This window comes from Pseudomonas sp. SMN5 (assembly GCF_052041925.1).
Classification (GTDB): domain Bacteria; phylum Pseudomonadota; class Gammaproteobacteria; order Pseudomonadales; family Pseudomonadaceae; genus Aquipseudomonas.
Genome location: NZ_JBKGGX010000027.1, coordinates 33628 through 58503, shown reverse-complemented (window position 1 = coordinate 58503; position 24876 = coordinate 33628). Strand labels below are relative to the sequence as shown.

The following is a 24876-nucleotide window of genomic DNA, read 5'->3' as shown; positions in this document are numbered from 1 at the left end:
GGAGACATCAGAATCGGGTGGGGCGTCAAGGGCGCTTTGATGCGATGGCGACCGACGGTGTGCCAACCACAGGCTTGGCATTGCGATCCCCTGTGGCGAGGGAACTTGCTCCCTCGCCACAGGGGGGAGTGTTCTTGCTTCTTGGTGTGGGCAGGTTCAGAGCTGGCTTATATAAGTCCCGGTCCCCCTGAGAATGTTCTGCAACGTCAATTCCACCTCCGCCAGGTCCGCCGCGTCGGTGTCGTGGCTGATCTCCAGCACATCGTCGCCTCCGAGGGCATCGGCGTCCGTTGCGGCGACTTCGATCTTGAGCAAGGTCGGTGACAGAGTGACCTTGACCCCGTCCAGGGTCGAGGGCTCGCCATCGAGGGCGATCTCCAGTTCGTCTTCGTCCGGGTAGCGGGTCATCAGGAACATCTCGCCCTGGGTGCTGTGGCAGCAAAGCATGGCCATGTTGTCTTCTTCGTCGTCGCACGGGTTGGCGATCAGAAGGGCGGTGGTCATTTGCATGGGGGTGGCTCCTGGCTCGACGAGCCCTGCGGGTGCGAAAGCCCGGATTTTGCCAGCCTGGAGAAAATTCTGCTGGATTACTCATATCCGGTGACACATGCCGGCCCGGAAACCGGCTGCGATTGCGCCCGCCGGGGTGCCGTTTCCATCGAGGGCTGCTAGGGTTGTTCGAGGCGTGCGCTAGCCGATGACCGAATATGTCGCAGCGCTGCAAGCAGGCAGGTTGCCGCACTCGTTAAGCTGCGCAACGGATGTGCACCTGCAAAGGCCACCCGGAGTGTTTTTTGCAGGTGTCCATTGCATGCAAATTAGATGGAAAAAGGATGTGACCTGCGGGTCTCGTCCAGCTTCACCCACCTGTCATCCTGTTTCCTCTGCCCGAGAATCAGGAACGGGATGGCCGACAGCCCCGCAGGGGGTTGCACGCGACGCTTTCATCAATAACAAGCCCAAGCGGAGTACCACAGATGGCGTTCTTCACCGCAGCCAGCAAAGCCGACTTCCAGCATCAACTGCAAGCGGCACTGGCGCAGCACATCAGTGAACAGGCACTGCCACAAGTGGCGCTGTTCGCTGAACAATTCTTCGGCATTATTTCCCTCGATGAGCTTACCCAGCGCCGGTTGTCCGACCTCGCCGGCTGCACCTTGTCCGCCTGGCGCCTGCTTGAGCATTTCGATCACGCGCAACCGCAGGTGCGTGTCTACAACCCCGATTACGAACGCCACGGCTGGCAGTCGACCCACACCGCAGTGGAAGTGCTGCACCACGACCTGCCGTTCCTGGTGGACTCGGTGCGCACCGAGCTGAACCGTCGCGGCTACAGCATCCATACCCTGCAAACCACCGTGCTGAGCGTGCGTCGCGGCAGCAAGGGCGAGTTGCTGGAAATCCTGCCTAAAGGCACCCAGGGCGACGGCATTCTGCAAGAGTCGTTGATGTACCTGGAAATCGACCGTTGCGCCAACGCCGCTGAACTCAACGTCCTGAGCAAGGAACTTGAGCAAGTGCTGGGCGAAGTGCGCGTGGCGGTGGCCGATTTCGAGCCGATGAAAGCCAAGGTCCGCGAGATCCTCGAGGGTCTGGACGACAGCGCCTATGCCATCGATGCCGACGAAAAGAGCGAGATCAAGAGCTTCCTGGAATGGCTGGTGGGCAACCACTTCACTTTCCTGGGCTACGAAGAGTTTGTCGTGCGCGATGAAGCCGATGGCGGCCACATCGAATACAACCCCGATTCGTTCCTCGGACTGACCAAGCTGCTGCGCGCCGGTCTCACTGCCGAAGACCTGCGCATCGAAGACTACGCCGTCAGCTACCTGCGCGAACCGACCCTGCTGTCCTTCGCCAAGGCCGCCCACCCGAGCCGCGTGCACCGTCCGGCCTATCCCGACTACGTGTCGATCCGTGAAATCGACGCCAGCGGCAAGGTGATCAAGGAGCGCCGCTTCATGGGCCTTTACACCTCGTCGGTGTATGGCGAGAGCGTGCGGGTGATTCCGTACATTCGTCGCAAGGTCGAGGAAATCGAGCGTCGCTCGGGCTTTCAGGCCAAGGCGCACCTGGGCAAGGAACTGGCCCAGGTGGTCGAAGTACTGCCGCGTGACGACCTGTTCCAGACCCCGGTCGACGAGCTGTTCAGTACGGTGATGTCCATTGTGCAGATCCAGGAACGCAACAAGATCCGCGTATTCCTGCGCAAGGATCCGTACGGCCGTTTCTGCTACTGCCTGGCCTACGTGCCACGCGATATCTATTCCACCGAAGTGCGCCAGAAGATCCAGCAAGTGCTGATGGATCGCCTGAAGGCCTCGGACTGCGAGTTCTGGACCTTCTTCTCCGAGTCGGTGCTGGCTCGCGTGCAGTTGATCCTGCGGGTGGACCCGAAGAATCGCATCGACATCGACCCGCTGCTGCTTGAAAAGGAAGTGGTCCAGGCCTGCCGCAGCTGGAAAGACGACTACGCCAGCCTGGTGATCGAGAGCTTCGGCGAGGCCCAGGGCACCAACGTGCTGGCCGACTTCCCCAAAGGCTTCCCGGCCGGCTACCGCGAGCGCTTTGCCGCGCACTCGGCCGTGGTCGACATGCAGCACCTGCTGAGCCTGAATGAAAAAAATCCGCTGGTCATGAGCTTCTACCAGCCGCTGGGCCAGGTTTCCGGCCAGCGCGAGCTGCACTGCAAGCTCTATCACGCCGACACGCCGCTGGCGCTGTCCGACGTGTTGCCGATCCTGGAAAACCTCGGCCTGCGCGTGCTGGGTGAGTTCCCATATCGCCTGCGCCACACCAATGGCCGCGAGTTCTGGATCCACGATTTTGCCTTCACTGCCGCCGAAGGCCTGGACCTGGACATTCAGCAGCTCAACGACACCTTGCAGGACGCCTTCGTCCACATCGTGAGCGGTGACGCCGAGAACGACGCGTTCAACCGTCTGGTGCTGACCGCCGGCCTGCCGTGGCGCGACGTGGCGCTGCTGCGTGCCTACGCCCGTTACCTGAAGCAGATCCGCCTGGGCTTCGACCTGGGTTACATCGCCAGCACCCTGACCAACCACACCGACATCGCCCGCGAGTTGACCCGGTTGTTCAAGACCCGCTTCTACCTGGCGCGCAAGCTCAGCGCCGAGGACCTGGAAGACAAGCAACTGCGCCTGGAACAGGCGATCCTCACGGCATTGGACAACGTCCAGGTGCTCAACGAAGACCGCATCCTGCGTCGCTACCTGGACCTGATCAAGGCCACCCTGCGGACCAACTTCTACCAGACCGACGCCAACGGCCAGAACAAGTCCTACTTCAGCTTCAAGTTCAACCCGCACCTGATCCCGGAACTGCCCAAGCCGGTGCCCAAGTTCGAGATCTTCGTCTACTCGCCACGGGTCGAAGGCGTGCACCTGCGCTTCGGCAACGTTGCCCGCGGTGGCCTGCGCTGGTCCGACCGTGAAGAAGACTACCGCACCGAAGTGCTCGGCTTGGTAAAAGCCCAGCAAGTGAAGAACTCGGTGATCGTGCCGGTGGGCGCCAAGGGCGGCTTCCTGCCGCGTCGCCTGCCGCTGGGCGGCAGCCGGGACGAGATCGCGGCCGAGGGCATCGCCTGCTACCGCATCTTCATTTCGGGCCTGCTGGACATCACCGACAATCTGAAGGATGGCGCGCTGGTGCCACCGGCCAACGTCGTGCGTCATGACGACGATGACCCGTACCTGGTGGTGGCCGCGGACAAAGGCACTGCGACCTTCTCCGACATCGCCAACGGCATTGCCATCGACTATGGCTTCTGGCTGGGCGATGCGTTCGCGTCCGGCGGTTCGGCCGGCTACGACCACAAGAAAATGGGCATCACCGCCAAAGGCGCGTGGGTGGGCGTGCAGCGTCACTTCCGTGAGCGTGGCATCAACGTCCAGGAAGACAGCATCACCGTGGTGGGCGTCGGCGACATGGCCGGTGACGTGTTCGGCAACGGCCTGTTGATGTCCGACAAGCTGCAACTGGTCGCGGCCTTCAACCACCTGCACATCTTCATCGACCCGAACCCGGAGCCGGCCAGCAGCTTCGCCGAACGCAAGCGTCTGTTCGACCTGCCGCGTTCGGCCTGGACCGACTACGACACCAGCATCATGTCCGAAGGCGGCGGCATCTTCTCGCGCAGCGCGAAGAGCATCGCCATCACGCCGCAGATGCAGGAACGCTTCGATATCAAGGCCGACAAGCTGACCCCGACCGAACTGCTGAACGCCTTGCTCAAGGCGCCGGTGGACCTGTTGTGGAACGGCGGTATCGGTACCTACGTCAAGGCCAGCACCGAAAGCCACGCCGACGTCGGCGACAAGGCCAACGATGCATTGCGCGTGAACGGTAACGAGCTGCGCTGCAAGGTCGTGGGCGAGGGCGGTAACCTGGGCATGACCCAACTGGGTCGCGTCGAGTTCGGCCTGCATGGCGGCGCCACCAACACCGACTTCATCGACAACGCCGGTGGCGTGGACTGCTCCGACCACGAAGTGAACATCAAGATCCTGCTCAACGAAGTGGTGCAGGCCGGCGACATGACCGACAAGCAGCGCAACCAGTTGCTGGCGAGCATGACCGACGAAGTCGGCGGCCTGGTGTTGGGCAACAACTACAAGCAGACCCAGGCCTTGTCCCTGGCGGCACGCCGTGCTTTCGTGCGGATCGCCGAATACAAGCGCCTGATGAACGACCTCGAAGCCCGCGGCAAGCTGGACCGCGCCATCGAGTTCCTGCCGACCGAAGAACAGTTGGCCGAGCGTGTCGCGGCGGGCCATGGCCTGACCCGCGCCGAGCTGTCGGTACTGATCTCCTACAGCAAGATCGACCTCAAGGAAGCGCTGCTCAACTCCCTGGTTCCGGACGATGACTACCTGACCCGTGACATGGAAACGGCGTTCCCGCCGTCGCTGGTGAGCAAGTTCTCCGAAGCCATGCGCCGCCATCGCCTGAAGCGCGAGATCGTCAGCACCCAGATCGCCAACGACCTGGTCAACCACATGGGCATCACGTTCGTTCAAAGGCTCAAGGAGTCGACGGGCATGAGCCCGGCGAATGTGGCGGGTGCGTATGTGATCGTTCGGGATATCTTCCACCTCCCGCACTGGTTCCGTCAGATCGAAGCCCTGGACCACCAGGTCTCGGCCGACGTGCAACTGGAGTTGATGGACGAGCTGATGCGCCTGGGCCGTCGCGCCACGCGCTGGTTCCTGCGCAGCCGGCGCAACGAGCAGAACGCCGCCCGTGACGTCGCGCACTTCGGTCCGCACCTGGCCGCGTTGGGCCTCAAGCTCGATGAACTGCTGGAAGGTCCGACCCGTGAAGGCTGGCAGACCCGCTACCAGGCCTACGTGGCCGCCGGTGTGCCGGAACTGCTGGCACGCATGGTCGCAGGCACCACGCACTTGTACACCTTGCTGCCGATCATCGAGGCGTCCGACGTCACTGGCCAGAACGCCGCCGATGTGGCCAAGGCCTACTTCGCCGTGGGCAGCGCCCTGGACATCACCTGGTACCTGCAACAGATCAGCGCGCTGCCGGTGGAAAACAACTGGCAGGCCCTGGCCCGTGAAGCGTTCCGTGATGACGTCGACTGGCAACAGCGGGCGATCACCATCTCGGTCCTGCAGGAAGGCGACGGCACCCAGGACGTGGAAACCCGCCTGGCGCTGTGGCTGGAGCAGCACCACGGCATGGTCGAGCGCTGGCGCGCCATGCTGGTGGACATCCGTGCCGCCAGCGGCACCGACTACGCCATGTACGCGGTCGCCAACCGCGAACTGCTGGACCTGGCGTTGAGCGGTCAGGCGGTCGTGACGGCTAACTGATCCGGCGTTGAATGAAAAAACCCGCATCGAGAGATGCGGGTTTTTTTTCGAATTAGTATTCCCGCAGGCGATACCGTTCATTTGAGATTGTTTGAGCCCCTGTGGCGAGGGAGCTTGCTCCCGCTGGGCTGCGAAGCGGCCCCTCTTTTATTGTGAGTGCTGCGCACTCAAGCGGGAGCAAGCTCCCTCGCCACGGGTCCAGTGACTTCCTCGAATGAACTGTTTGCTTTTTCACACAGGGATTGGTGGTGTGTCTGTCAGTTTTTCAGCGGGATCAACACCGCTTCTTTTTCCCCCAACACCATGAACACCAATAGCTTCGCCGGTTCGGTGGTGCTGGCATTCTTCGACACCAGGTGTTCGGAACCTGCCGCTTCGTACCAGAACTCTCCCGCCTTGTAAGTGATCGCCGGCTCGCCTTTGACCTGAGAGGTAATGGCGCCTTCGAGTACATAGGCCATCGCCGTACCCTCGTGCTTGTGAGCGATGGATGACTGGCCCGGCGCGTAGTCCACGGTCAGCATCAGGGTTTTCTTGCCCGGGATGTTTTTCAGCATTTTCTCTTGCAGCACCTTGACGTTCTCAGGGGCGGCGTCGTGGGCCAACACTTGGGTCACGGGCAGCAAGCTGAGGGCGGCGATCAGGTAGAGGGCTTTCATGGCGGTAGGACCTTTTGGTTGAGTGGTTCGCGATGAACCCACCCTAAGCCCCATGTCCCGGCAAACAAACGTCCAATCTGTCGGAAGGTGGGTAGACCAATCGAGATCTACTGACGAGCACCAAACCCTGTGGCGAGGGAGCTTGCTCCCGCTGGGCTGCGCAGCAGCCCTAAATCCAGGCGCCTCGATGCATCAGGCAGAGCGCGTAGAACCTGCATGGGGTCGCTGCGCCCGAGACGTCGGACCGCCCCAGCGGGAGCAATCTCCCTCGCCACAGGTTTGTGTACACGACGCGGCATCAAACAACCGGAAAACTATTGAAGTCCACACTCCGCGCCAGGCGGTTGTCGATCAGGCTGATGAAACCCTGCACTTCCGGGCAGTTGAAGTGGGCTTGCATGGCCGCCTCCGACTGCCAGTGGGCGCTGACGTTCCAGCGATCGCCATTGTCCGGGCAACGGTCCACCAGGTAGGCGTCGCAGCCCGGCATTGCGCGCAGGGTCTCGACGATTTGCTGCAACTGTCGTCCCAGTTCTTCCGAACGTCCGGGGGCGGCGTACACCTGTACGGTATTGATCACTTGGCGAGACATTGTCCGGGCTCCTGAATCAAGTCGAACGGGATTAGCTCAACATCCGATGACACCGATGCAGGATAAGCCTGTAGGTGCGCTCCTCAAACAGCCAATGGGCGGATAAATCCCCAGGCCAATTCGTCGGGCTCCAGGTCACGACACCTGCTGCAAGATATCCCGCACACGGTCCAGGGCGATGTCGATGTCCAGGGTCTCGATGGCCCCGAAACCAAAGAACAGGCCCGGTCGCACCGGTGTGTCATTGAAGAAGCCTTCGAGACTGTACAGCGCGACTTCAGCTTTTTTCGCCAGCTCGATCAGCAGCGCCAGGTCGATGGGCACCTTGCACAGCACCGCCATGTGAAAGCCCGCGGTCGTGGGGACGGCCTCGAACCACGGCGACAGGTCCCCGGCCATGCGGGCCAGGATCCGCTCACGGCGACCGGCATACAAGGCGTGACAGCGGCGAATATGCTTGAGCAGGCAACCCTCGGCGATGAACTTGGCGAGGGCCCATTGGGGCAGGGTGGAGGTGTGCTGGTCGGTGAGCCGCTTGGCCAGGATTACCGCTTCGAGAATCGCCGGTGGCAGGATCGCGTAACCGAGCCGCAGCTCGGGCAGCAAGGTCTTGGAGAAGGTGCCGACGTAGGCGACGATCCCGCGCTCGTCCATGCTCTGCAACGAATCGGCCGGACGGCCTTCGTAGCGGAACTCACTGTCGTAATCGTCTTCAATGATGATCGCCCCCAATTCATAGGCCCGCGCCAGCAACGCCTCGCGGCGGGCCTGGCTCATGGGCATGCCCAGGGGAAACTGGTGGGACGGCGTCACGTAGATCAGCCGTGTGCCGTCGGGGATCAGATCCACCTGTATGCCTTGGTCGTCCACCGGCACCCCGACCACCGTCGCTCCTTGGGAGCCGAATAGCAGCCGCGCCGGGGGATAACCCGGGTCTTCCATCGCCACCAGGCTGCCCGGACGGGTCAGTACCCGGGAGATCAGGTCCAGGGCCTGTTGCGCGCCGTTGCACACCACCACGTCCCCGTCCTGGCAATTGACCCCACGGGAGAACGCGATGTGCCGGGCAATCGCATTGCGCAATGCAGCCAACCCTTCGGGTTGGCTGTAGAAACCCTTGGCACTGGCGATCTGGCGCAGCGCGTGGGCGGTGCAGCGCCGCCAGTCGTCCAGCGGAAACTGGCCCTTGCCGGTCGCGCCGCCGATGAAGTCATAACGCAATGCGCCTTCAAGGGTGGGATGGCGCATCAGGTCCGGCATGTTGCGCCATGCCTCGACCACCTCCGCGCCGGCCAGCTCGCGGTGGCTTTGCTTGTGCACGATCCTGGCCGGTCGTGCATTGACGTAGGTGCCTTTGCCGATGATGCCGGTGAGAAAGTTTTCGTAGGTCAGCTGCGCGTAGGTGTCGGAAACGGTCTTGCGCGAGATGCCTAGTTGCTCGGCCAGCAGGCGGCTGGGCGGCAGTTGCGTGCCGGCGGCCAGACGGCCGCTTTCGATGGCGCTGCGCAATTGTTGATACAACTGGCCCGCCAGGTCCTTGCGGCCGTTGATGACAACATGAAGTTCCATACCCGCAGGCTCCTGGACGATGGGGTGGCGGCAAGCGTCAAAGGCGCAAGATTACCCGCATTGTGCGTGCGCGTAGAAGTTGTGTGGAGAAAATCCCGGCCATTGGTCTGGTGCAGAGGACTCCCGGTTTTTCGCCGAATTGGATCTGTCGCCCTGCGCCTGCAAGGCCTACCGTGGAGGCACCAACCACCCTCGGAGCCTGCGATGAGCCCACGCCTGGATTACTACAGTGCGTCCCCCGGGGCGATGAAAGCCATGATCGGCCTGGAAGCCCTGACCAGCCGCCTGAGCATCGAGCCGGCGCTGCTGCACCTGATCAAGATCCGTGCCTCGCAGCTCAACGGCTGCGCCTTTTGCACCGACATGCATTCGGTGGATGCCCGGCGTCAGGGCGAGACCGAACGGCGTCTCTATGCGGTGGCGGTCTGGCGCGACAGCGGGTTCTTCACCGCCCGCGAATGCGCCGCGCTGGCCTGGACCGAAGCGGTCACGCTGTTGGCGCAAAGCCAGGTGCCCGACGACGTCTACGACCTGGCCCACGCCAGCTTCAGCGATGAAGAGCTGGTGGACCTGACTCTGGCGATCAGCACCATCAACAGTTGGAACCGGCTGGCGGTGAGTTTTCGCCAGAGTCCGGGGGGGTGATTGCACATTCTCTTGGCTGACCGCGATCCTGTGGCGAGGGAGCTTGCTCCCGCTGGGCCGGGCTGGCGCTCCAGCGCGCAGCGGCCCTGGCTTTTTGCGGTCGCTGCGCAACCGAGCGGGAGCAAGCTCCCTCGCCACGGGGGGCGTGGAGCAGCAAGTTTCAGTGGTGTCTGGCAGGGCGCTACCGTCGGATCGCCGCCCGGAGCAGGCTCGCTCCCACAGTGGATAGGGGTGAGCCAGGATTTCATGTCCACCCGTAGCCATTGTGGGAGCGAGCCTGCTCGCGATGAACGATAACGCGGTGTGATGTCATCGACCATTGAGCAGCGGCGAGCTGCCAGCCGGCACCCCCGGCCGCTGCGGCTTGACCGAAGTCCCAAAGGTATTGCCCATGCGCACACCAGTGGCGGCCGGGGTCGCCAGGCCGATGTTGTTCGGCGCGCGTTCGTTGACCGGTACGTTCAACGCCTCGTGCGCCTGTTTCGCCGCGGTCGCGGCTTTCGGGTCGTTGCCCATCTGCCGGCTCAGGCAGGTGTAATCCGGCGTCTTGTAGCCACCGACGGTCACCTCGATACAGGCCGGTGCTTCCTCGCCCCAAGCCCAGGGCAGGGCCATTGACAGGGCAAGGCCCGCCGTCACACGCATCCACTGTTTCATCACCGACCTCCTGGCCCGTCACACGGACGGTGCGTTGTCAGGCTCCAGTCTAGTGCGGCCATGGCGATTTGTATCAGTTGTCATATCACATTCATAAACACCCCTCAGGATGACGATTTTCAACGGATACGTCAGTCGTGCAGCAGGGCAGAGCCGGGCGCAGGCGTGGATGGGCTGGGTCGCCCTTGAGGTGGCTTTTGGCGGTGTTATGCCTGCTGGCCGGGCCGGTCTCGGCGGTCGGCCCGGTGGACCTGGACATCGCGCCGCAGGAACTGACCACCGCGCTGGAGCAATTCAGCCGGGCGACAGGCATGGCCGTGCTGGTGGATCACGGGTTGTCCAGCCAGCGCCACACGCTGGGGGTCCAGGGACGCTTCACTCCCGCTCAAGGCTTGAACGTGCTGCTCAACGGCACCGGTCTGGTGGCGCATTACGCCAGGACGGATGCGTTTACCTTGCAGCCGGTACAGGTCCGTGAGGTGCCGTTGCCCGCAGGCGGCGCACCGGGTTTGAGCGGCAGCAATTATGCGGCGGCGATCCAGGCGGGCATCCAGCGCAACCTGTGCCGCTCTGCGTTGACCCGCCCGGGCGGTTATCGGGCGTTGCTGCAAGTGTGGATCGGCCGTGACGGCGTGGTTCAGCATAGCCGCCTGGTCAGTTCCACCGGCGATTCGGTACGCGACAGGGCGCTGGTCAACAGCTTGCAGAACCTCAGGATCGACCGTCCGGCGCCCAGTTCGTTGCGCCAGCCGGTGACCCTGCTTTTGTTACCCGATTCATCAGGAAGACGCATGGAATGCATAGCAGGGGACGGGGAGCCCGGGCAATGAAAGACATCGGTCGCAGCCCATTGGTGAAGTTGTTCCTGACCTCGTACGAGGATTTCAAGGTGCGCCTGCGTCGGCGTTTGGGATCTGAGGAACTGGCCAACGACGTGCTGCATGAAACCTATCTGCGGGTCGATCGCATGGTCGACACGCCGGACATTGCCCAGCCCAATGCCTACTTGTACCGCATGGCGCTGAACATCGCCGCCGACCGTCGGCAAGCCGATGCGCGCCTGCTCACCGGCGAGGAAATCGACGAGTTGCTGCAGGTCTCTGATGAAGCGCTGGATCCGGCGCGGGTGGTGGGTGGGCAGAAGGAGTTGCAGACGCTGCTCAAGGCCCTGTATGAGCTGCCGGCGCGGCGTCGGCGGATCTTCATCGCGGCGCGGCTGGAGGAGGCCCCGCACCTGGAAATCTCGCAGCGCTTCGGCATTTCCACGCGCATGGTGGAAAAGGAAATCAAGGCGGCGCTGGGCCATTGCGCCCTGCGCCTGGAAAGAAAAGTCATTCAGCGGTTCGGTCCCGGCGCGGGAAAACCGTCTTGAACGTAGAGCCTCGACAATTGAGCCCCGACCATTTCACGAGTGTGTGTGCGCTTGAACATCTTCAGCATCGCTTCCCCTGATGCCACGCCTCAGGCCCGCTTGGCCGGTGAGGCCCGAGACTGGCTGATCCTGCTGACGTCGGGGCGTGCCACCGTGGCCGATGCCCGGGCCTTGCGTCAGTGGTGCGGGCAGAGTCCCGAGCATGCGCGTGCATTCGAACAGGCCAAGGCGTTGTGGCATCAGGTACAACCGGCTGCGGCGGCGTTGCAGGCGCCGCGGCATTTCGGTCGCCGGGCGTTGCTGGGCGGGGCGATTGCGGCCTCGGCCGGTTTCCTGTTGGTCCGGGCCACGGTGCCAGGCGGGTTCTCCGGGCTCGGCGCCGACTATGTCACCGAGGTCGGTGAACAGCGCCGGGTGGACCTGGCCGATGGCATCAGCCTGGAGCTCAATACCCAGACCCGTCTCAGTCGTCGTCCATCGAGCGATGGCGGTGAGGGGTTGGAACTGCTCAGTGGCGAGATCGACGTGCAGGGACGCGGCGTCCGGGCGATCGGCATCCAGGCCGGCAGCGGTCGGATCAGCGCGGCCCGGGCGCGGTTCAATCTGCGTTACATCGACCAGAGTGTCTGCGCGACCTGCCTTGAAGGCGTGGTGCAGGTCGATGTGCAAGGCCAGCGTTTTCGCCTGGAACCGGGTATGCAGTTGACCTACGACCCGAGCCGCGTCGGCACGCCGCGCACGGCCGATGTGCAGGCCGCCATCGCCTGGCGCGACCAGGTGCTGGTGTTCAATGATGCAACCCTGGCCAGCGTCATCGATGAGATCAACCGCTACCGCCCGGGCATGTTGCTGTTGCTCAACCGCGAACTGGGCCAACGCAAGGTCCAGGCGCGATTTCGCCTCGATCAACTGGCAGGCGTGGCGCTGCTGATCCGCGATGCCTACGGCGCCAGATGCACCGAGCTGCCGGGTGGGGTGGTGGTGCTCAGCTGAACCCCGCGACGCCTGGACGTCCCCATCGCGAGCAGGCTCGCTCCCACAGGGGATCCGGTTATTCCAACGGCCCCAGCACCTGCCGATACTGCTCGACCCCTTGAGGTGTCCGGCGGGTCAGGCTGATTTCTATGCCTGGCGGGTTTTCCTCGCGGTTGCCGCTGAGTTTGCGCCAGCCTTTTTCCGGGTCCCAGTAGCGTAGGCCGGCGTCGCTGACATCGCTGAGCACGGCGACTGCGGTGCCGGGAGCGGGCAGGGGATAATGGTCGCGGGCTTGGCCTTGGGCGCGGTAGAGCGTGTCGCCCTTGAGCCACCAGCGCACCCGTTGCAGCTGGCCTTCCTGGGCCGCGGCCACGCGTATCAAATCCATTCGGAAACCCTTGCCTTCGGTGCTGCGCACGGTGATGGCGGGCGGGGCGGTGGAGGGTGGATCATCGACGCCGGGTTTCATCGGCTCGCTCAATTCGATGCTGGCGCGCAATTCGACGTCGCGCTCCAGTTGGTTCAGTACTCGCAACAAGGCTTCGGTCTGCTCGGTACTGGCCTGCAAATGGCTGTCGGCGCGGGTGACGCTGTCCAGCCCGCGCCAGGCAATCAGGCTGACCACGGCCATCAACAGAATCGCCACCATGACTTCAAGCAAGGTGAACCCTGTCTGGCGGCCGTTCATTGGACTTGCACCCGCCCGGCGGCACTGCGCTGTACGGTCAGGCTGTTCTGACCGTCCGACAGCCGGATCTGCAGGGGCTCGCCGAGCCACTCCGCGTTCAGTACGACCCGTTGCCTGGGCTCTATCCGAATCTCTATCGACGGGCTCTGCCAGCGATGGGGACGCAGTTGTGGATCCTCCTTGAAACGATCCAGCCCGACGCCGTGCTCCGTGCGCCGGGTGAAAGCAAAGCCCCTGGCGTCCCAGCGCCAGGTGATCGGCCGTCCGTCGCTGCGGGCTTCGGCCTGGGCCAGTTGCAGCAGCTGCGCCAGCCGATCGGCGTCCTCACGCAGCAACTTCGACGGATCCGGCTTGATACTCAGGCTCACGGCGGCGCTGGCGATGCCGATGATCACCAGCACCACCATCAATTCGATCAGGGTGAAACCCTGTTGCTTGCCCCAGCTCATCGCGCGCTCCTTTGCGTGCCGATCATCCTGCACGGCGAAGATGATAAGGATGTGAAATAAAACGGAGAGAATTGCCACGTACGCTGGTGGCGGGTTCCAGGAAAAGGAGATTCAGGCCATGGCTTTCATCGAACGCGTATCCGCAGCGCACATCGTCCAGGCGCTGGGCCTGCTGACGGCGCTGGGCGGAGTGGCGATCTGGTCTTCGTTGCTGCTGACGCCCGCCGAGTCGCGCACTCCGGACGTCGCCCCGCAGCGCCTGGCCGAGCGTTCCGATAACCCGGCTTTGCAGTGGTTCTCCAACCAGCCGGCACCGGTGCAGATCACCGTCAGCGGCGTGATGGCCGGGGCCCGTGGCGGGGTGGCGATCCTGAGCCTCAACGACGGACCGCCGCGCAGTTTCCTGGCGGGAGAGCGGGTGGCCCAAGGCGTGCGGCTGGTGTCGATCGAAGCGCAGGCGGTGGTCATCGAGCGGGGTGGCGAGCAGACTCGGTTGGAGCTTGCCCGGTTGCCGGACTCCGTGAGTCTGCCGTCATTGACCGGAGCGCAGTGATCCCTGTGGCGAGGGAGCTTGCTCCCGCTGGGACGGCCCGACGCCTCGGGCGCATCAGCCCCAAAAAACCTACGGTCGCTGCGCAACCGAGCGGGAGCAAGCTCCCTCGCCACAGAGGATCGTGTGTGCCTTACTTTTCCCGGTTGACCAACGTCTCAAACCGCGCCAGCGGCGGGCCGTCATGGCTGCGGTCCGACACGCTCAGTTCGACCCGCAACATCCGGCCGTTCTGCGCCGGGCGCAGGGTCTGTTCGCAACGCAACTGCAATCGTCCCTGATCGCATTCAAAGGTTTTCGAGCCCGGTGCGAAGCGACCTTCCAGACGCAACTGCGCCAACTGACTGCGGGCCGTCAGCAAGGCGATGGATTTGTCACGCAGCAAACCGTTGCTCTGGGTCATCACCGTCGCCACGCGCACAGCGGCCGACATGGCCACGGCGATGATTGCCAGGGCCACCAGCACTTCAATCAGGGTGAAGCCGGTTTGTGGACCTGGGCGTTGCATGGCACGGGCTCGATGGGCGCAGACAGCCTCCGATGCTAGCGCGCATTCGTGACCGATTGACGACGCATGTTCGCGAGCAATTTCAATATCACTGACATATTTTCTTGCAACACTGCGGCTCGAATCGAATCCAGCGAAGGACCGTCGAGATGCAGATCGCCCGTTACAACGCCCGTCCCCAAGGCCCCCGCGGGCAACGGGGTTTCACCCTGATCGAGATCATGGTCGTGGTGGTCATCCTCGGCATCCTGGCGGCGATGGTGGTGCCCAAGGTGCTTGACCGTCCCGATCAGGCGCGGGCGACGGCGGCCAGACAGGACATCGGCGGCCTGATGCAGGCCCTGAAGCTTTATCGCCTGGACCATGGCAGCTACCCGAGCATGAACCAGGGCCTCAAGGTGTTGGTGGAAAAACCCGCCGATGCGAAAAACGGTACCTGGAAATCCTACCTGGAGCGCCTGCCCAACGACCCCTGGGGCCGTCCCTACAACTACCTCAACCCCGGCGCCAATGGCGAAGTCGACATCTTCTCCCTGGGGGCCGACGGCCAGCCAGACGGCGACGGCGTGAATGCCGACATTGGCTCCTGGCAGCTCTGAGGATCGTGATGCGAACCGATTCGCCCCTCGCGGCGAAGCAGCGCGGCATGGCGGTCATCAGTGCCCTGCTGATCGCGGCGGTGGTGGCGGTGATCGCCGGCGGCATGCTCACCCGTCAGAGCTTGTTCACCCGCAGCCTGGAAGCCGAGCAACTGCGCGTGCAGGGCACGGCGCGGCTGCAAGGTGGCCTGCAATTGAGCCGCCAGTTGCTGTGGGATGCCCGGCAGCGTGATCCGCTGACACGCTTCGGCCAACCCTGGGCACAGCCCATCGTGATGATCGGTTCAGGTCAGATGGATGTGCCGTTTGAAGGACAGCTGGAAGACGAACAAGGCAAGTTCAACCTGCGCAACCTCGTCGCCAATGAGCGGGTGGACGAAGAACAGCTACGTACATTCGAACGGCTGTGCCAGCAACTGGGCGTCGCGCCAGCAGTGCGCGAGCGCATTGTCGAACGGGTCATCGAGGCTTATCCACGGCTGCTGAACCCCGAGCTCGCGGACCGGGCCCCGGCGAGCAATACATTCGACAGCGGCCGGGACACTTCGCCGGATGCGGCCAGCAACCCGCTGGTACCGACCCGGCCGATGTTGCGCACGGTGCAGGACCTGCGCAGCGTCAAGGGCGTTTCCCCACGGTTACTGGAAACGCTGGCGCCTCATGTCACGATCCTCCCGGCCAATACCTGGCTCAATGGCAACACCGCCAGCGCCCCGGTGCTGGCCGCCTACGTGCCGGGTCTCTCGCTGCAACGGGCTGAGGCGCTGGTCCGAGAGCGCGACGGCGGCCGTTGGTTTATCAACCGCGGCGATTTCGTCAATCGCCTGCGCATGCCGCAACTGCAGGTGGCCTCCGTCAAGGTCGGCATCACCAGCGACTGGTTCCGGCTGCGCGGGCAGGCGCGCAGCGGCCAGCGGCGGGTCGAGCTGGACGCCTTGCTGCAACGTACCCAGGACCGCTTGCCTCAGGTGGTCTGGTCGAGGGTGGGCGTATGACGGGTCTGCGCATTGGCCTGGCGCCCCTGGGCAGCCTCGACCTCGACAGCCCGGTGGCGTTTGCCTGGCTGGATCGCCAGGGCCAGGTGCGCGAGCAAGGGCAAAGCAGCCTCAGGGCGCTGGGCCAGGGCGGAAAAAATCTCGCGGTCGAATGTTTCCTTCATCCCCGCGACAGCTTGCTGACCCGTCTTGAGCTGCCCCCGTTGCCGTCGGCCAAAGTTACTGCGGCGGTGACTTGCGCGGCCCAGGCTCTGATGCTCGGCAGTAGCGAGCACATGCAACTGGCTCACAGCCCGCGAGGTGCCGAAGGGCAGGTGCAGATCGCCTGGTTGGACCGTGAGTCGCTGCTCAACCTTGGCAAGCTCCTGGACCAGGCCGGCCTGAAATTGCGCGGTCTCTATCCAGCGGCGTATGCGCTGCCCGTGGCGTCCGGGCCGGTGGCCTGTCTCGACGACGGGCACCTGCTGATACGCCATGGCCCGCAGCACGCCGAGGTGCAGCCGCTGCTGGACGAGGCGCTGAACGAGTGGCTGATTGAAGCCGGTACCGGCTTGCACTGGGTCGGCGAGCCGCCGCAGGCTTCGGTGACGGTCCTGGCCGACAGCCAGCGCTGGACCGGCCCCGCGCCGGGCTGGGGCTTGCATGCCGGTCTCAGCCACGGCGCCGCGCAGCAGGGTGGTTGGGGGCGGGCGGCGGGGATCTGCGCCCTGGCGTTGGCGGTGTGGGTGGTCGGCCTGAATCTGTATGCCGGCCGTGAAGCGGCCCAGGGCCAGCGGCTGAAGGCGCAGATGAGCCAACGGGTGAAACAGGCCTTTCCCGAGTTGCCGGTGATCCTCAACCCGCTGCAACAGGCTCGACAGCAACTCGCCGCACGCCAGGACGGTTCCGCGACGGACCCGGCACAACGCTTTGCCAGCCTGGTGCAGCAGGCCGGCAGCGCGATGCCGTTCATGAGCGGCAGCGTCCAGCAATTGCTGTTCGAGAACGGTGAGCTGCGCCTGACGGTTGCCGATGAAGTGCGCAAAGCCACAGGCGAAGACGCTTGGAAAATTCCCCTGACCGAAGCCGGCATCGATGTCGCCAGCATCGACCAGGGTTGGCGTCTGCGCGTGGCCCCGGCCGGCCAGGACGCGCCGCAAGTTCCCGCCGAAACCTCGGAAGACGACGATGAATAAGCCATCGATGGTGCTGCTGCGGGCGCGCTGGCAGACCCTGCGCGTGCGCTGCCGGACCTTCTGGCAGGGCTTGGCCGTGCGCGAGCAGCGGGCCGTGGCCCTGGCCGCACTGGTGCTGGGTGGATTCGTGGTGTGGCTGGCGTTGATCGAGCCGCCACTGAAAACCATTGCTTACTGGCAGGCCGAAACCCCCAAGCTGCGTTCGCAGACCGAAGCCCTCGAAGTGCTGCTGCGCGATATCAGCGGCGGCGCCCAGGGCCAACCTGTCGAAGCGGCGTTGCGCCAGACGCTCGATGCCAGTGGTCTGAGCGAGCATTACCAGTTGCAGGCGTCTGGCACCGACGGTGCAAGTGCCTGGCAACTGACGTTCAATGATGCGCCGGCGGATGCAGCGATTGGCTGGCTGCTGGGTAATCCACGGCAATTTTCCCTGGAAGTGATCGAGGCTCGCTTGCAGCGCACGGCCCCGGCCACTTCCGACAACACCCCCGGCACGTTGTCCGGAACCGTTCGCATGGATCAGGCGCAAGGCGCTAAGGAAGCTTCATGAAGGGGTCTCGATACCCGCATCACTGGCGCAAGGCCGCGCCGTTGCTGTTGCTGGCCTTGAGCGCGTGCAACAGCACGCCACCTGCGTCAAAGCCTGCGTTGCTGGTGGACAGCGAACTGGGCATTCCATTGGGCAGTACTCAAGGCAGCGGCGACGTGTTGCTTGATCGCCAGCGGGCCCAGGTGTTGCGCGAGCAAAAGCCGGCGGTCCGGCACCAGGTCGATCTCACCACTCGTGCCCGGGAACCGCGCAGCAGTGCTGCGGTGCGCAGTCCGCTGGGCGATCAACCGGTGACGCTGAACTTCGTCGAAGCCGATATCCAGGCCGTGGTCCGGGCGTTGTCCCGTTCCACCGGTCAGCAGTTTCTGGTGGACCCGCGGGTCAAGGGCAACCTGACCCTGGTTTCCGAAGGTCAGGTGCCGGCGAGACAGGCCTACGAGATGCTGCTGGCCGCGTTGCGCATGCAGGGCTTCAGCGTGGTTGACGTCGGCGGCGTGGCCCAGGTGGTGCCGGAGGCCGACGCCAAGCTGTTGGGCGGGCCGATCTACAGCGCCGACAAACCGGCCGGCAATGGCATGCTGACCCGCACCTTCCGCCTGCAGTACGAGAATGCGGTGAACCTGATCCCGGTATTGCGCCCCATCGTGTCGCCGAACAACCCGATCAATGCCTACCCGGGCAACAACACCATTGTGGTCACCGACTACGCCGAGAACCTGTCGCGTGTGGCGCAACTGATCGAAGGCATCGACACCCCCAGCGCCATCGACACTGATGTGGTGCCGATCCAGAACGGCATCGCCGTCGATATCGCGCAGATGGTGTCCGACCTGCTGGAGACCCAGGGCGGCGACCAGACCCAGAAGATCAACGTCATCGGCGACCCGCGCTCCAACTCGATCATCATCCGCGCCGGCAGCCCCGAGCGCACGGAGCTGGCGCGCAACCTGATCTACAAACTCGACAACGCGCAGAACAACCCGAGCAACCTGCACGTGGTCTACCTGCGCAACGCCCAGGCCGGCAAACTGGCCCAGGCCCTGCGCGGCTTGCTCACCGGGGAGAGCGAAGGCGAGGGCGAGGGCAACCCGCGCTCGGTGCTCAGCGGCATGGGCGCCAGCACCAACGGCCAGAGCGGGCAAGGCAGTAGCAGCGATGGCAGCAGCACAACCACCAGTAGCAGCACCTCGACCAGCAGCAACGGTTACGGCCATGGCGGCAGCGGGCAGACTTCTACCTCCGCAACCAGCGAGCAGGGCACGGCCTTCAGCGCGGGCGGGGTGACCATCCAGGCCGATGCCACCACCAACACTATGCTGATCTCCGCGCCGGACCCGTTGTACCGCAACCTGCGGGAGGTCATCGACCTGCTGGACCAACGCCGTGCCCAAGTGGTGATCGAGAGTCTGATCGTCGAAGTCGGCGAGGACGACGCCAGCGAGTTCGGCGTGCAGTGGCAGAGCGGCAACCTGGGCGGCAGCGGTGTGATTGGCGGGGTCAATCTGGGTGGCACCGGGCTCAACCTCAACGGCAAGAACAGCATCGACGTGTTGCCCCAGGGCTTGAACCTCGGCGTGGTCAACGGCACCGTGGACGTTCCGGGAATCGGCAAGATCCTCGATCTCAAGGTCCTGGCCCGCGCCTTGAAGAGCAAGGGCGGCACCAACGTGTTGTCGACGCCGAACCTGTTGACTCTGGACAACGAGGCTGCGAGCATTTTTGTCGGCCAAACCATTCCGTTTGTCAGCGGTAGCTACGTTACCGGCGGTGGCGGCAACAGCAACAACCCGTTCCAGACCGTGACCCGGGAAGAGGTCGGCCTGAAGCTCAACGTCCGGCCGCAGATTTCCGAGGGCGGTACGGTCAAGCTCGACATCTACCAGGAGGTCAGCAGCGTCGACAATCGCGCCTCGAGCACCACCGGGATCGTCACCAACAAACGGGCGATCGACACCAGCATTCTGCTGGACGACGGGCAGATCATGGTGCTGGGCGGGCTGTTGCAGGACGGCTATAGCCAGAGCAACGACGCGGTGCCGTGGCTGTCGACCATCCCCGGCATCGGTGCGCTGTTTCGCAACGAGCGGCGGCAGATCACCAAGACCAACCTGATGGTGTTCCTGCGGCCTTACATCATCCGCGACACCGCAGCCGGGCGTGGCATCACTCTCAATCGCTACGACTTCATGCGCCGCGCCCAGGGTCTGTTGCAACCGGAGCGCAGTTGGGCGTTGCCGGACATGCAGGCCCCGCAGCTGCCGGCCTCGGCCAGGGCGATTCCGGGCGCTGCGCCTGCCGGATTGCAAACGCCCAGGGCGGCGATCAAAGCGGTGCCGTTAACGGAGTCTGTCGGACAATGAGCTCCCAACCTGTGGCGAGGGAGCTTGCTCCCGCTGGGACGATCCGACGCCTCGGGCGAAGCGACCCCAAAAAAATTGCATGCGGTCTGCCTGGCACACCGAGGCGCCTGGCTTTGGGGCTGCTGCGCAGCCCAGCGGGAGCAAGCTCCCTCGCCACAGGGGATAGGGCAGTAATAGAGGAAGTGTGCCCATGAACACGCTCCCATACGCCTGGGCCAAGGCCCAACGCCTGGTGCTTCGCCAGTCCGAGGCCGGGCCGGTGTTGATGGTCTGCCCTTCGACGCCGGGCTGGTCCATCAGTGAGGTGCGCCGACAGTTCGGCGAGGTGCGGTTGGAGCGGGTGCGCGACGAGGAGCTCGACGGGCTGCTCAACAGCGTTTACGCCGACACCGGCAGCGCCGCGGCGGTGGTGGGGGCGGCGGAAAACGAGGTGGACCTCGACCGGCTGATGCAGGACATCCCGGAGATCACCGACCTGCTGGACACCCAGGACGGCGCACCGGTGATCCGCATGATCAACGCCTTGTTGACCCAGGCGGCGCGGGACGGGGCCAGCGACATCCACATCGAACCCTACGAAAGCCATTCGGTGGTGCGCTACCGGGTCGACGGCACCCTGCGCGACGTGGTGTCGCCGCGCAAGGCGTTGCACGGTGCGCTGGTGTCGCGGATCAAGATCATGGCCCAGCTCGACATCGCCGAGAAACGTTTGCCCCAGGACGGCCGGATTGCCCTGCGGGTCGCCGGCCGGCCGATCGACATCCGGGTGTCCACGGTGCCCACCGGCCACGGCGAACGGGTGGTGATGCGGCTGTTGGACAAGCAGGCCGGGCGCCTGCAACTGGAGACCCTGGGGATGGACCCTGGCGTGCTGGGCAAGCTCGACCATCTGATCCGCCAGCCCCACGGCATCGTACTGGTCACCGGCCCCACCGGCAGCGGCAAAACCACCAGCCTTTACGCCGCCCTGGCTCGGCTCGATGCCAGCGTCCACAACATCCTCACCGTGGAGGACCCGGTGGAATACGACCTGCCGGGCATCAGCCAGATTCAGGTCAACGCCAAGATCGACATGACCTTCGCCCTGGCGTTGCGGGCGATCCTGCGTCAGGACCCGGACATCATCATGATCGGCGAAATCCGCGACCTGGAGACCGCGCAGATCGCCGTGCAAGCGTCGCTCACCGGTCACCTGGTACTGGCAACGCTGCACACCAACGATGCGGTGTCCGCCATCAACCGCCTGATCGACATGGGCGTCGAGCCCTTCCTGCTGGCGTCGTCGATGCTCGGCGTACTGGCCCAGCGGTTGGTGCGCCGGCTGTGCCCACAGTGCAAGCAGGCCGATCCGGCAGCGCCCGGCACCTGGCGCCCGGTGGGGTGTGCCGCCTGCAATCAGACCGGCTACAGCGGGCGCACGGGTATCCATGAGTTGTTCTGCATCGACGATGACATTCGCACCTTGATCCACCAGGGGGCAGGGGAGCAGGCACTGCGCGCCGCTGCCCGCCAGGCCGGGATGTTCAGCATGCGCGAGGACGGCGAGCGCTGGGTGCGCGGCGGGGTCACCGCGCCAGAAGAAATCCTGCGCGTGACACGGGACGCCTGATGAACCGCTACCGTTTCGAGGCCGCCGATGCCCAGGGCAAGATCGAATCCGGGCATCTGGAAGCCGATAGCCAGGGCGCTGCTTTCAGCCTGTTGCGCAGCCGCGGGCTGACGGCGTTGCAGGTGCAGCTGGAACGCAACACCTCTCAAGGCAACGGCGGCGGACTGTTCAGTGCCAGGCTTTCGGACAACGACCTGGCTTGGGCCACCCGGCAGCTGGCGAGTCTACTGGGGGCGAGCCTGCCGCTGGAAGCGGCATTGAGTGCCACGGTGGAACAGGCCGAGCGCAAGCACATCGCCCAGACCCTGAGTGCGGTGCGGGCCGACGTGCGCAGCGGCATGCGCCTGGCCGAGGCGTTGGCGGCCAGGCCGCGGGACTTTCCGGAAATCTACCGGGCATTGATCGCTGCCGGCGAAGAGTCCGGCGACCTGGCCCAGGTCATGGAACGGCTGGCGGACTATATCGAGGAGCGCAACAACCTTAGGGGCAAGATCCTCACGGCGTTCATCTACCCCGGTGTGGTGGGGCTGGTGTCGATCGCCATCGTGATTTTCCTGCTCAGTTACGTGGTGCCCCAGGTGGTCAGCGCGTTCTCCCAGGCCCGCCAGGATTTGCCGGGGCTGACCCTGGCGATGCTCACCGCCAGTGACTTCATCCGTGCGTGGGGTTGGCTGTGTTTCGGCGTGCTGGCTGGCGGGTTCTGGAGTTGGCGCCTGTACCTGCGCAAGCCGGCGGCGCGATTGAACTGGCATGCACGGGTGCTGCGCCTGCCCCTGTTCGGGAGCTTCGTGCTCGGGCTCAACACCGCACGCTTTGCCTCGACCCTGGCGATCCTCGGTGGTGCGGGGGTGCCGCTGCTGCGCGCGCTGGAGGCAGCGCGCCAGACCCTATCCAACGACCGCTTGAGCCTGAGCGTCAGCGATGCCACGGCCAAGGTCCGCGAAGGCGTCAACCTGGCCGCGGCGCTACGGGTTGAAAACGTCTTCCCGCCCGTGCTGATCCACCTGATCGCCAGCGGCGAAAAAACCGGCTGCCTGCCGCCGATGCTCGAACGCGCCGCGCAAACCCTGTCCCGCGATATCGAACGCCGCGCCATGGGCATGACCGCGCTGCTCGAACCGCTGATGATCGTGATCATGGGCGGCGTGGTCCTGGTGATCGTCATGGCAGTGCTGCTGCCGATCATCGAGATCAACCAGTTGGTTCAATAGCCCACCACGCAATAAAAACGTGGCGAGGGAGCTTGCTCCTGCTGGGTTGCGAAGCGACCCCAAACAGGCTGATTGCGATCTGTCTGTTGTACCGGAAGTTCAGGTTTTGGGTCTGCTGCGCAGCCCAGCGGGAGCAAGCTCCCTCGCCACAAAAGCACACCGAGCAAAATAGATGTTGACGCTGTCAACATCTCCCGAGCCTCACCCTCGCCAAACTCGGGTTCCTCGTTCTGTCATCTTCTGTCGCCCGGCAACCATCCGCCGCCACCTCCACGGCCAGCCCTTGCCGTCCCCCCTGAAAAAACCGCCTGAACCCACGGCGCAGAGCCCTCGAACACCCGAGGAAAAAACCCGAAAAACAGCCCTCGGCTCCCGAGGTTTTTTCCTTTATCTGTCACCGGAAACTGCGAATTTCTAACCCATGGCCTCACCCCCCCCGCCATCGGCACAGGACCGAGCGCCATGACGGCAAGAACGCGTCATCCAACCTACGTACGAACACGATGAAAGGAGATTCTTCATGTTTAAGCGCAACGTTCTCGCGGTATCCCTGACCCTCGCCGGCCTCTGCGCCGCCCAGGCCGCCCTGGCTGATGTCAATGGTGGTGGCGCTACCTTGCCTCAGCCGCTCTATCAGACTTCCGGCGTACTGACCGCCGGTTTTGCCCCCTACATCGGCGTGGGCAGCGGTGCGGGCAAGGCTGCTTTCCTGAACAACGACTACACCAAGTTCGTGGCCGGCAACACCAGCAAGAACGTGCACTGGGCTGGCAGCGACTCCAAGCTTTCCGCCACTGAACTGAGCACCTACAACACCGCTCACGGCGCTGCCTGGGGCCCACTGATCCAGGTGCCTTCGGTTGCCACCTCGGTAGCCATTCCGTTCAACAAGACTGGCACTGCCAACGTTAACCTCAGCGTCGCTCAGTTGTGCGGCGTGTTCGCCGGCACATTGACTGACTGGAGCCAGATCACCGGTTCGGGCCGTACTGGCGCGATCACTGTGGCTTACCGTGCAGAGAGCAGCGGTACCACCGAACTGTTCACCCGTTTCCTGAACGCCAAGTGCGGTACAAGTGTCCCAGGCACGTTCTCCATCACCACCAACTTCGCTTCCAGCTACAGCGGTGGCCTGCCGGCCGGTGCCGTGGCCGCCACGGGTAGCCAAGCCGTGATGACTGCGGTGAACGCTGCCCAGGGCCGCATCACCTACATGAGCCCGGACTACGCCGCTACCACCCTGGCCGGCCTGGATGACGCCACCAAGGTTGCTCGCGTTGCCGGTGTTTCTCCTGCCCCCGCCAACGTATCGACTGCCATCGCTGCTGTTCCGGTACCGGCCGCCGCCAACCGTGCCAACCCGAACGCCTGGGTACCCGTGTTCGCCGCAACCACCAACCCTAACGATCCAAGCGTCGTGGCTTACCCAGCCACCGGCTACCCGATCCTGGGCTTCACTAACCTGATCTTCAGCCAGTGCTACGCCGACGCTGCGCAAACCACTCAGGTGCGCGATTTCTTCACCCGTCACTACAACGCAACTGCGGCCAACAGCAACGACGCCGCTATCACCGCCAACCGCTTTGTGCCTCTGCCAGCGACCTGGAAAACCGCCATTCGTAGCAGCTTCGTGACTGCAACCAATGCCCTGAGCATCGGCAACAGCAACGTCTGCAACGGCATCGGTCGTCCGCTGTAACACCACGCCTGAGCGAAACGCAGTACCGATCAGCAACGGCGAAGGCCGTTGCTGATTTTTCGCGTAATGCCTGAACCAACACAGCCACATGAAATTTTCATGACATCCGTTCGGTCCCGAACGGCTGCAACCGCCTAACCCCTATAACCAACGCTGGCAGCTTGATGG

Annotated in this window: 22 protein-coding genes; 14 read left to right on the top strand and 8 right to left on the bottom strand. The window is 64.1% G+C overall.

What is annotated here, in order from left to right; all coding sequences use genetic code 11:
* Positions 1-156 precede the first annotated feature (156 nt).
* Positions 157-510: a hypothetical protein gene (locus tag ACLEJR_RS22720; RefSeq protein ID WP_440793324.1), complete on the bottom strand. Its 354-nt coding sequence runs from the start codon at positions 508-510 to the stop codon at positions 157-159.
* Between the two features lie 467 nt (positions 511-977).
* Here ACLEJR_RS22720 and ACLEJR_RS22715 point away from each other — a divergent pair, with 467 nt between their 5' ends.
* On the top strand, positions 978-5846 hold the full coding sequence (locus tag ACLEJR_RS22715) for an NAD-glutamate dehydrogenase (RefSeq protein ID WP_440793322.1): 4869 nt from the start codon (positions 978-980) through the stop codon (positions 5844-5846).
* Between the two features lie 257 nt (positions 5847-6103).
* Here ACLEJR_RS22715 and ACLEJR_RS22710 read toward each other — a convergent pair whose 3' ends face one another.
* From ACLEJR_RS22710 to pdxR, 3 genes are all read right to left on the bottom strand, one after another.
* Entirely contained in the window at positions 6104-6505 is a 402-nt protein-coding gene (locus tag ACLEJR_RS22710; protein ID WP_440793320.1) for a cupin domain-containing protein, read from the bottom strand.
* Positions 6506-6803: 298 nt separating this feature from the next.
* Positions 6804-7097, bottom strand: coding sequence for an antibiotic biosynthesis monooxygenase family protein (locus tag ACLEJR_RS22705; RefSeq protein ID WP_440816633.1), 294 nt, complete (start codon positions 7095-7097; stop codon positions 6804-6806).
* 135 nt (positions 7098-7232) lie between these two features.
* Complete coding sequence (gene pdxR, locus ACLEJR_RS22700; RefSeq protein ID WP_440793317.1) at positions 7233-8666, bottom strand: MocR-like pyridoxine biosynthesis transcription factor PdxR; 1434 nt, start codon at positions 8664-8666, stop codon at positions 7233-7235.
* Positions 8667-8870: 204 nt separating this feature from the next.
* Here pdxR and ACLEJR_RS22695 point away from each other — a divergent pair, with 204 nt between their 5' ends.
* Positions 8871-9311 carry a carboxymuconolactone decarboxylase family protein gene (locus ACLEJR_RS22695; RefSeq protein ID WP_440793315.1) on the top strand — a complete coding sequence of 147 codons (441 nt, stop codon included), beginning with the start codon at positions 8871-8873 and terminating at the stop codon, positions 9309-9311.
* Between the two features lie 309 nt (positions 9312-9620).
* Here the strand turns inward: ACLEJR_RS22695 and ACLEJR_RS22690 are convergent, their stop codons facing one another.
* The gene (locus ACLEJR_RS22690; RefSeq protein ID WP_440816631.1) at positions 9621-9968 is read right to left on the bottom strand and encodes a hypothetical protein; all 348 of its coding nucleotides are present in this window, start codon (positions 9966-9968) and stop codon (positions 9621-9623) included.
* A 197-nt stretch (positions 9969-10165) separates the two neighbouring features.
* On the opposite strand from ACLEJR_RS22690, the gene ACLEJR_RS22685 reads away from it, so the two are divergent.
* The 3 genes from ACLEJR_RS22685 to ACLEJR_RS22675 are packed head-to-tail and all read left to right on the top strand — an operon-like array spanning position 10166 to position 12333.
* Complete coding sequence (locus ACLEJR_RS22685; protein ID WP_440816630.1) at positions 10166-10798, top strand: TonB C-terminal domain-containing protein; 633 nt, start codon at positions 10166-10168, stop codon at positions 10796-10798.
* Positions 10795-11340, top strand: coding sequence for a sigma-70 family RNA polymerase sigma factor (locus tag ACLEJR_RS22680; RefSeq protein ID WP_440793309.1), 546 nt, complete (start codon positions 10795-10797; stop codon positions 11338-11340). The genes ACLEJR_RS22685 and ACLEJR_RS22680 overlap by 4 nt, the downstream gene beginning before the upstream one ends.
* Before the next feature lie 51 nt (positions 11341-11391).
* A complete protein-coding gene (locus ACLEJR_RS22675) occupies positions 11392-12333 on the top strand; it encodes a FecR family protein (protein WP_440816663.1) in 942 nt (313 codons plus the stop codon).
* Between the two features lie 58 nt (positions 12334-12391).
* On the opposite strand, the gene ACLEJR_RS22670 is transcribed toward ACLEJR_RS22675, so the two are convergent.
* Together ACLEJR_RS22670 and gspH are read right to left on the bottom strand one after the other, a co-directional pair.
* Positions 12392-13003 carry a type II secretion system protein GspJ gene (locus tag ACLEJR_RS22670; RefSeq protein WP_440816628.1) on the bottom strand — a complete coding sequence of 204 codons (612 nt, stop codon included), beginning with the start codon at positions 13001-13003 and terminating at the stop codon, positions 12392-12394.
* On the bottom strand, positions 13000-13452 hold the full coding sequence (gspH, locus tag ACLEJR_RS22665) for a type II secretion system minor pseudopilin GspH (protein WP_440816626.1): 453 nt from the start codon (positions 13450-13452) through the stop codon (positions 13000-13002). Before gspH ends, ACLEJR_RS22670 begins: the two co-directional genes overlap by 4 nt.
* A 118-nt stretch (positions 13453-13570) precedes the next feature.
* Between gspH and ACLEJR_RS22660 the strand changes: the two genes are divergently transcribed.
* The gene (locus tag ACLEJR_RS22660; RefSeq protein WP_440816625.1) at positions 13571-14005 is read left to right on the top strand and encodes a type II secretion system protein N; all 435 of its coding nucleotides are present in this window, start codon (positions 13571-13573) and stop codon (positions 14003-14005) included.
* A gap of 130 nt (positions 14006-14135) precedes the next feature.
* Here the strand turns inward: ACLEJR_RS22660 and gspI are convergent, their stop codons facing one another.
* Positions 14136-14510: a type II secretion system minor pseudopilin GspI gene (gspI, locus tag ACLEJR_RS22655; protein WP_440816623.1), complete on the bottom strand. Its 375-nt coding sequence runs from the start codon at positions 14508-14510 to the stop codon at positions 14136-14138.
* Positions 14511-14659: 149 nt separating this feature from the next.
* Here gspI and gspG point away from each other — a divergent pair, with 149 nt between their 5' ends.
* The 8 genes from gspG (at position 14660) to ACLEJR_RS22615 (ending at position 24708) form a co-directional block, all read left to right on the top strand.
* Positions 14660-15109, top strand: coding sequence for a type II secretion system major pseudopilin GspG (gene gspG / locus ACLEJR_RS22650; RefSeq protein WP_440793299.1), 450 nt, complete (start codon positions 14660-14662; stop codon positions 15107-15109).
* Between the two features lie 8 nt (positions 15110-15117).
* Entirely contained in the window at positions 15118-16104 is a 987-nt protein-coding gene (gspK, locus tag ACLEJR_RS22645; protein WP_440816621.1) for a type II secretion system minor pseudopilin GspK, read from the top strand.
* Positions 16101-17279 carry a type II secretion system protein GspL gene (gspL, locus tag ACLEJR_RS22640; RefSeq protein ID WP_440816619.1) on the top strand — a complete coding sequence of 393 codons (1179 nt, stop codon included), beginning with the start codon at positions 16101-16103 and terminating at the stop codon, positions 17277-17279. The genes gspK and gspL overlap by 4 nt, the downstream gene beginning before the upstream one ends.
* Positions 17272-17829 carry a type II secretion system protein GspM gene (gene gspM, locus ACLEJR_RS22635; protein WP_440816616.1) on the top strand — a complete coding sequence of 186 codons (558 nt, stop codon included), beginning with the start codon at positions 17272-17274 and terminating at the stop codon, positions 17827-17829. Before gspL ends, gspM begins: the two co-directional genes overlap by 8 nt.
* The gene (gene gspD, locus ACLEJR_RS22630) at positions 17826-20189 is read left to right on the top strand and encodes a type II secretion system secretin GspD (protein ID WP_440816614.1); all 2364 of its coding nucleotides are present in this window, start codon (positions 17826-17828) and stop codon (positions 20187-20189) included. Before gspM ends, gspD begins: the two co-directional genes overlap by 4 nt.
* Before the next feature lie 190 nt (positions 20190-20379).
* The gene (gene gspE / locus ACLEJR_RS22625; RefSeq protein ID WP_440816612.1) at positions 20380-21798 is read left to right on the top strand and encodes a type II secretion system ATPase GspE; all 1419 of its coding nucleotides are present in this window, start codon (positions 20380-20382) and stop codon (positions 21796-21798) included.
* Positions 21798-23009, top strand: a complete 1212-nt coding sequence (gene gspF, locus ACLEJR_RS22620; protein ID WP_440816609.1) for a type II secretion system inner membrane protein GspF — start codon at positions 21798-21800, stop codon at positions 23007-23009. Before gspE ends, gspF begins: the two co-directional genes overlap by 1 nt.
* Positions 23010-23529: 520 nt before the next feature.
* A complete protein-coding gene (locus ACLEJR_RS22615; protein ID WP_440793285.1) occupies positions 23530-24708 on the top strand; it encodes a substrate-binding domain-containing protein in 1179 nt (392 codons plus the stop codon).
* The last annotated feature ends 168 nt before the right edge of the window (positions 24709-24876 follow it).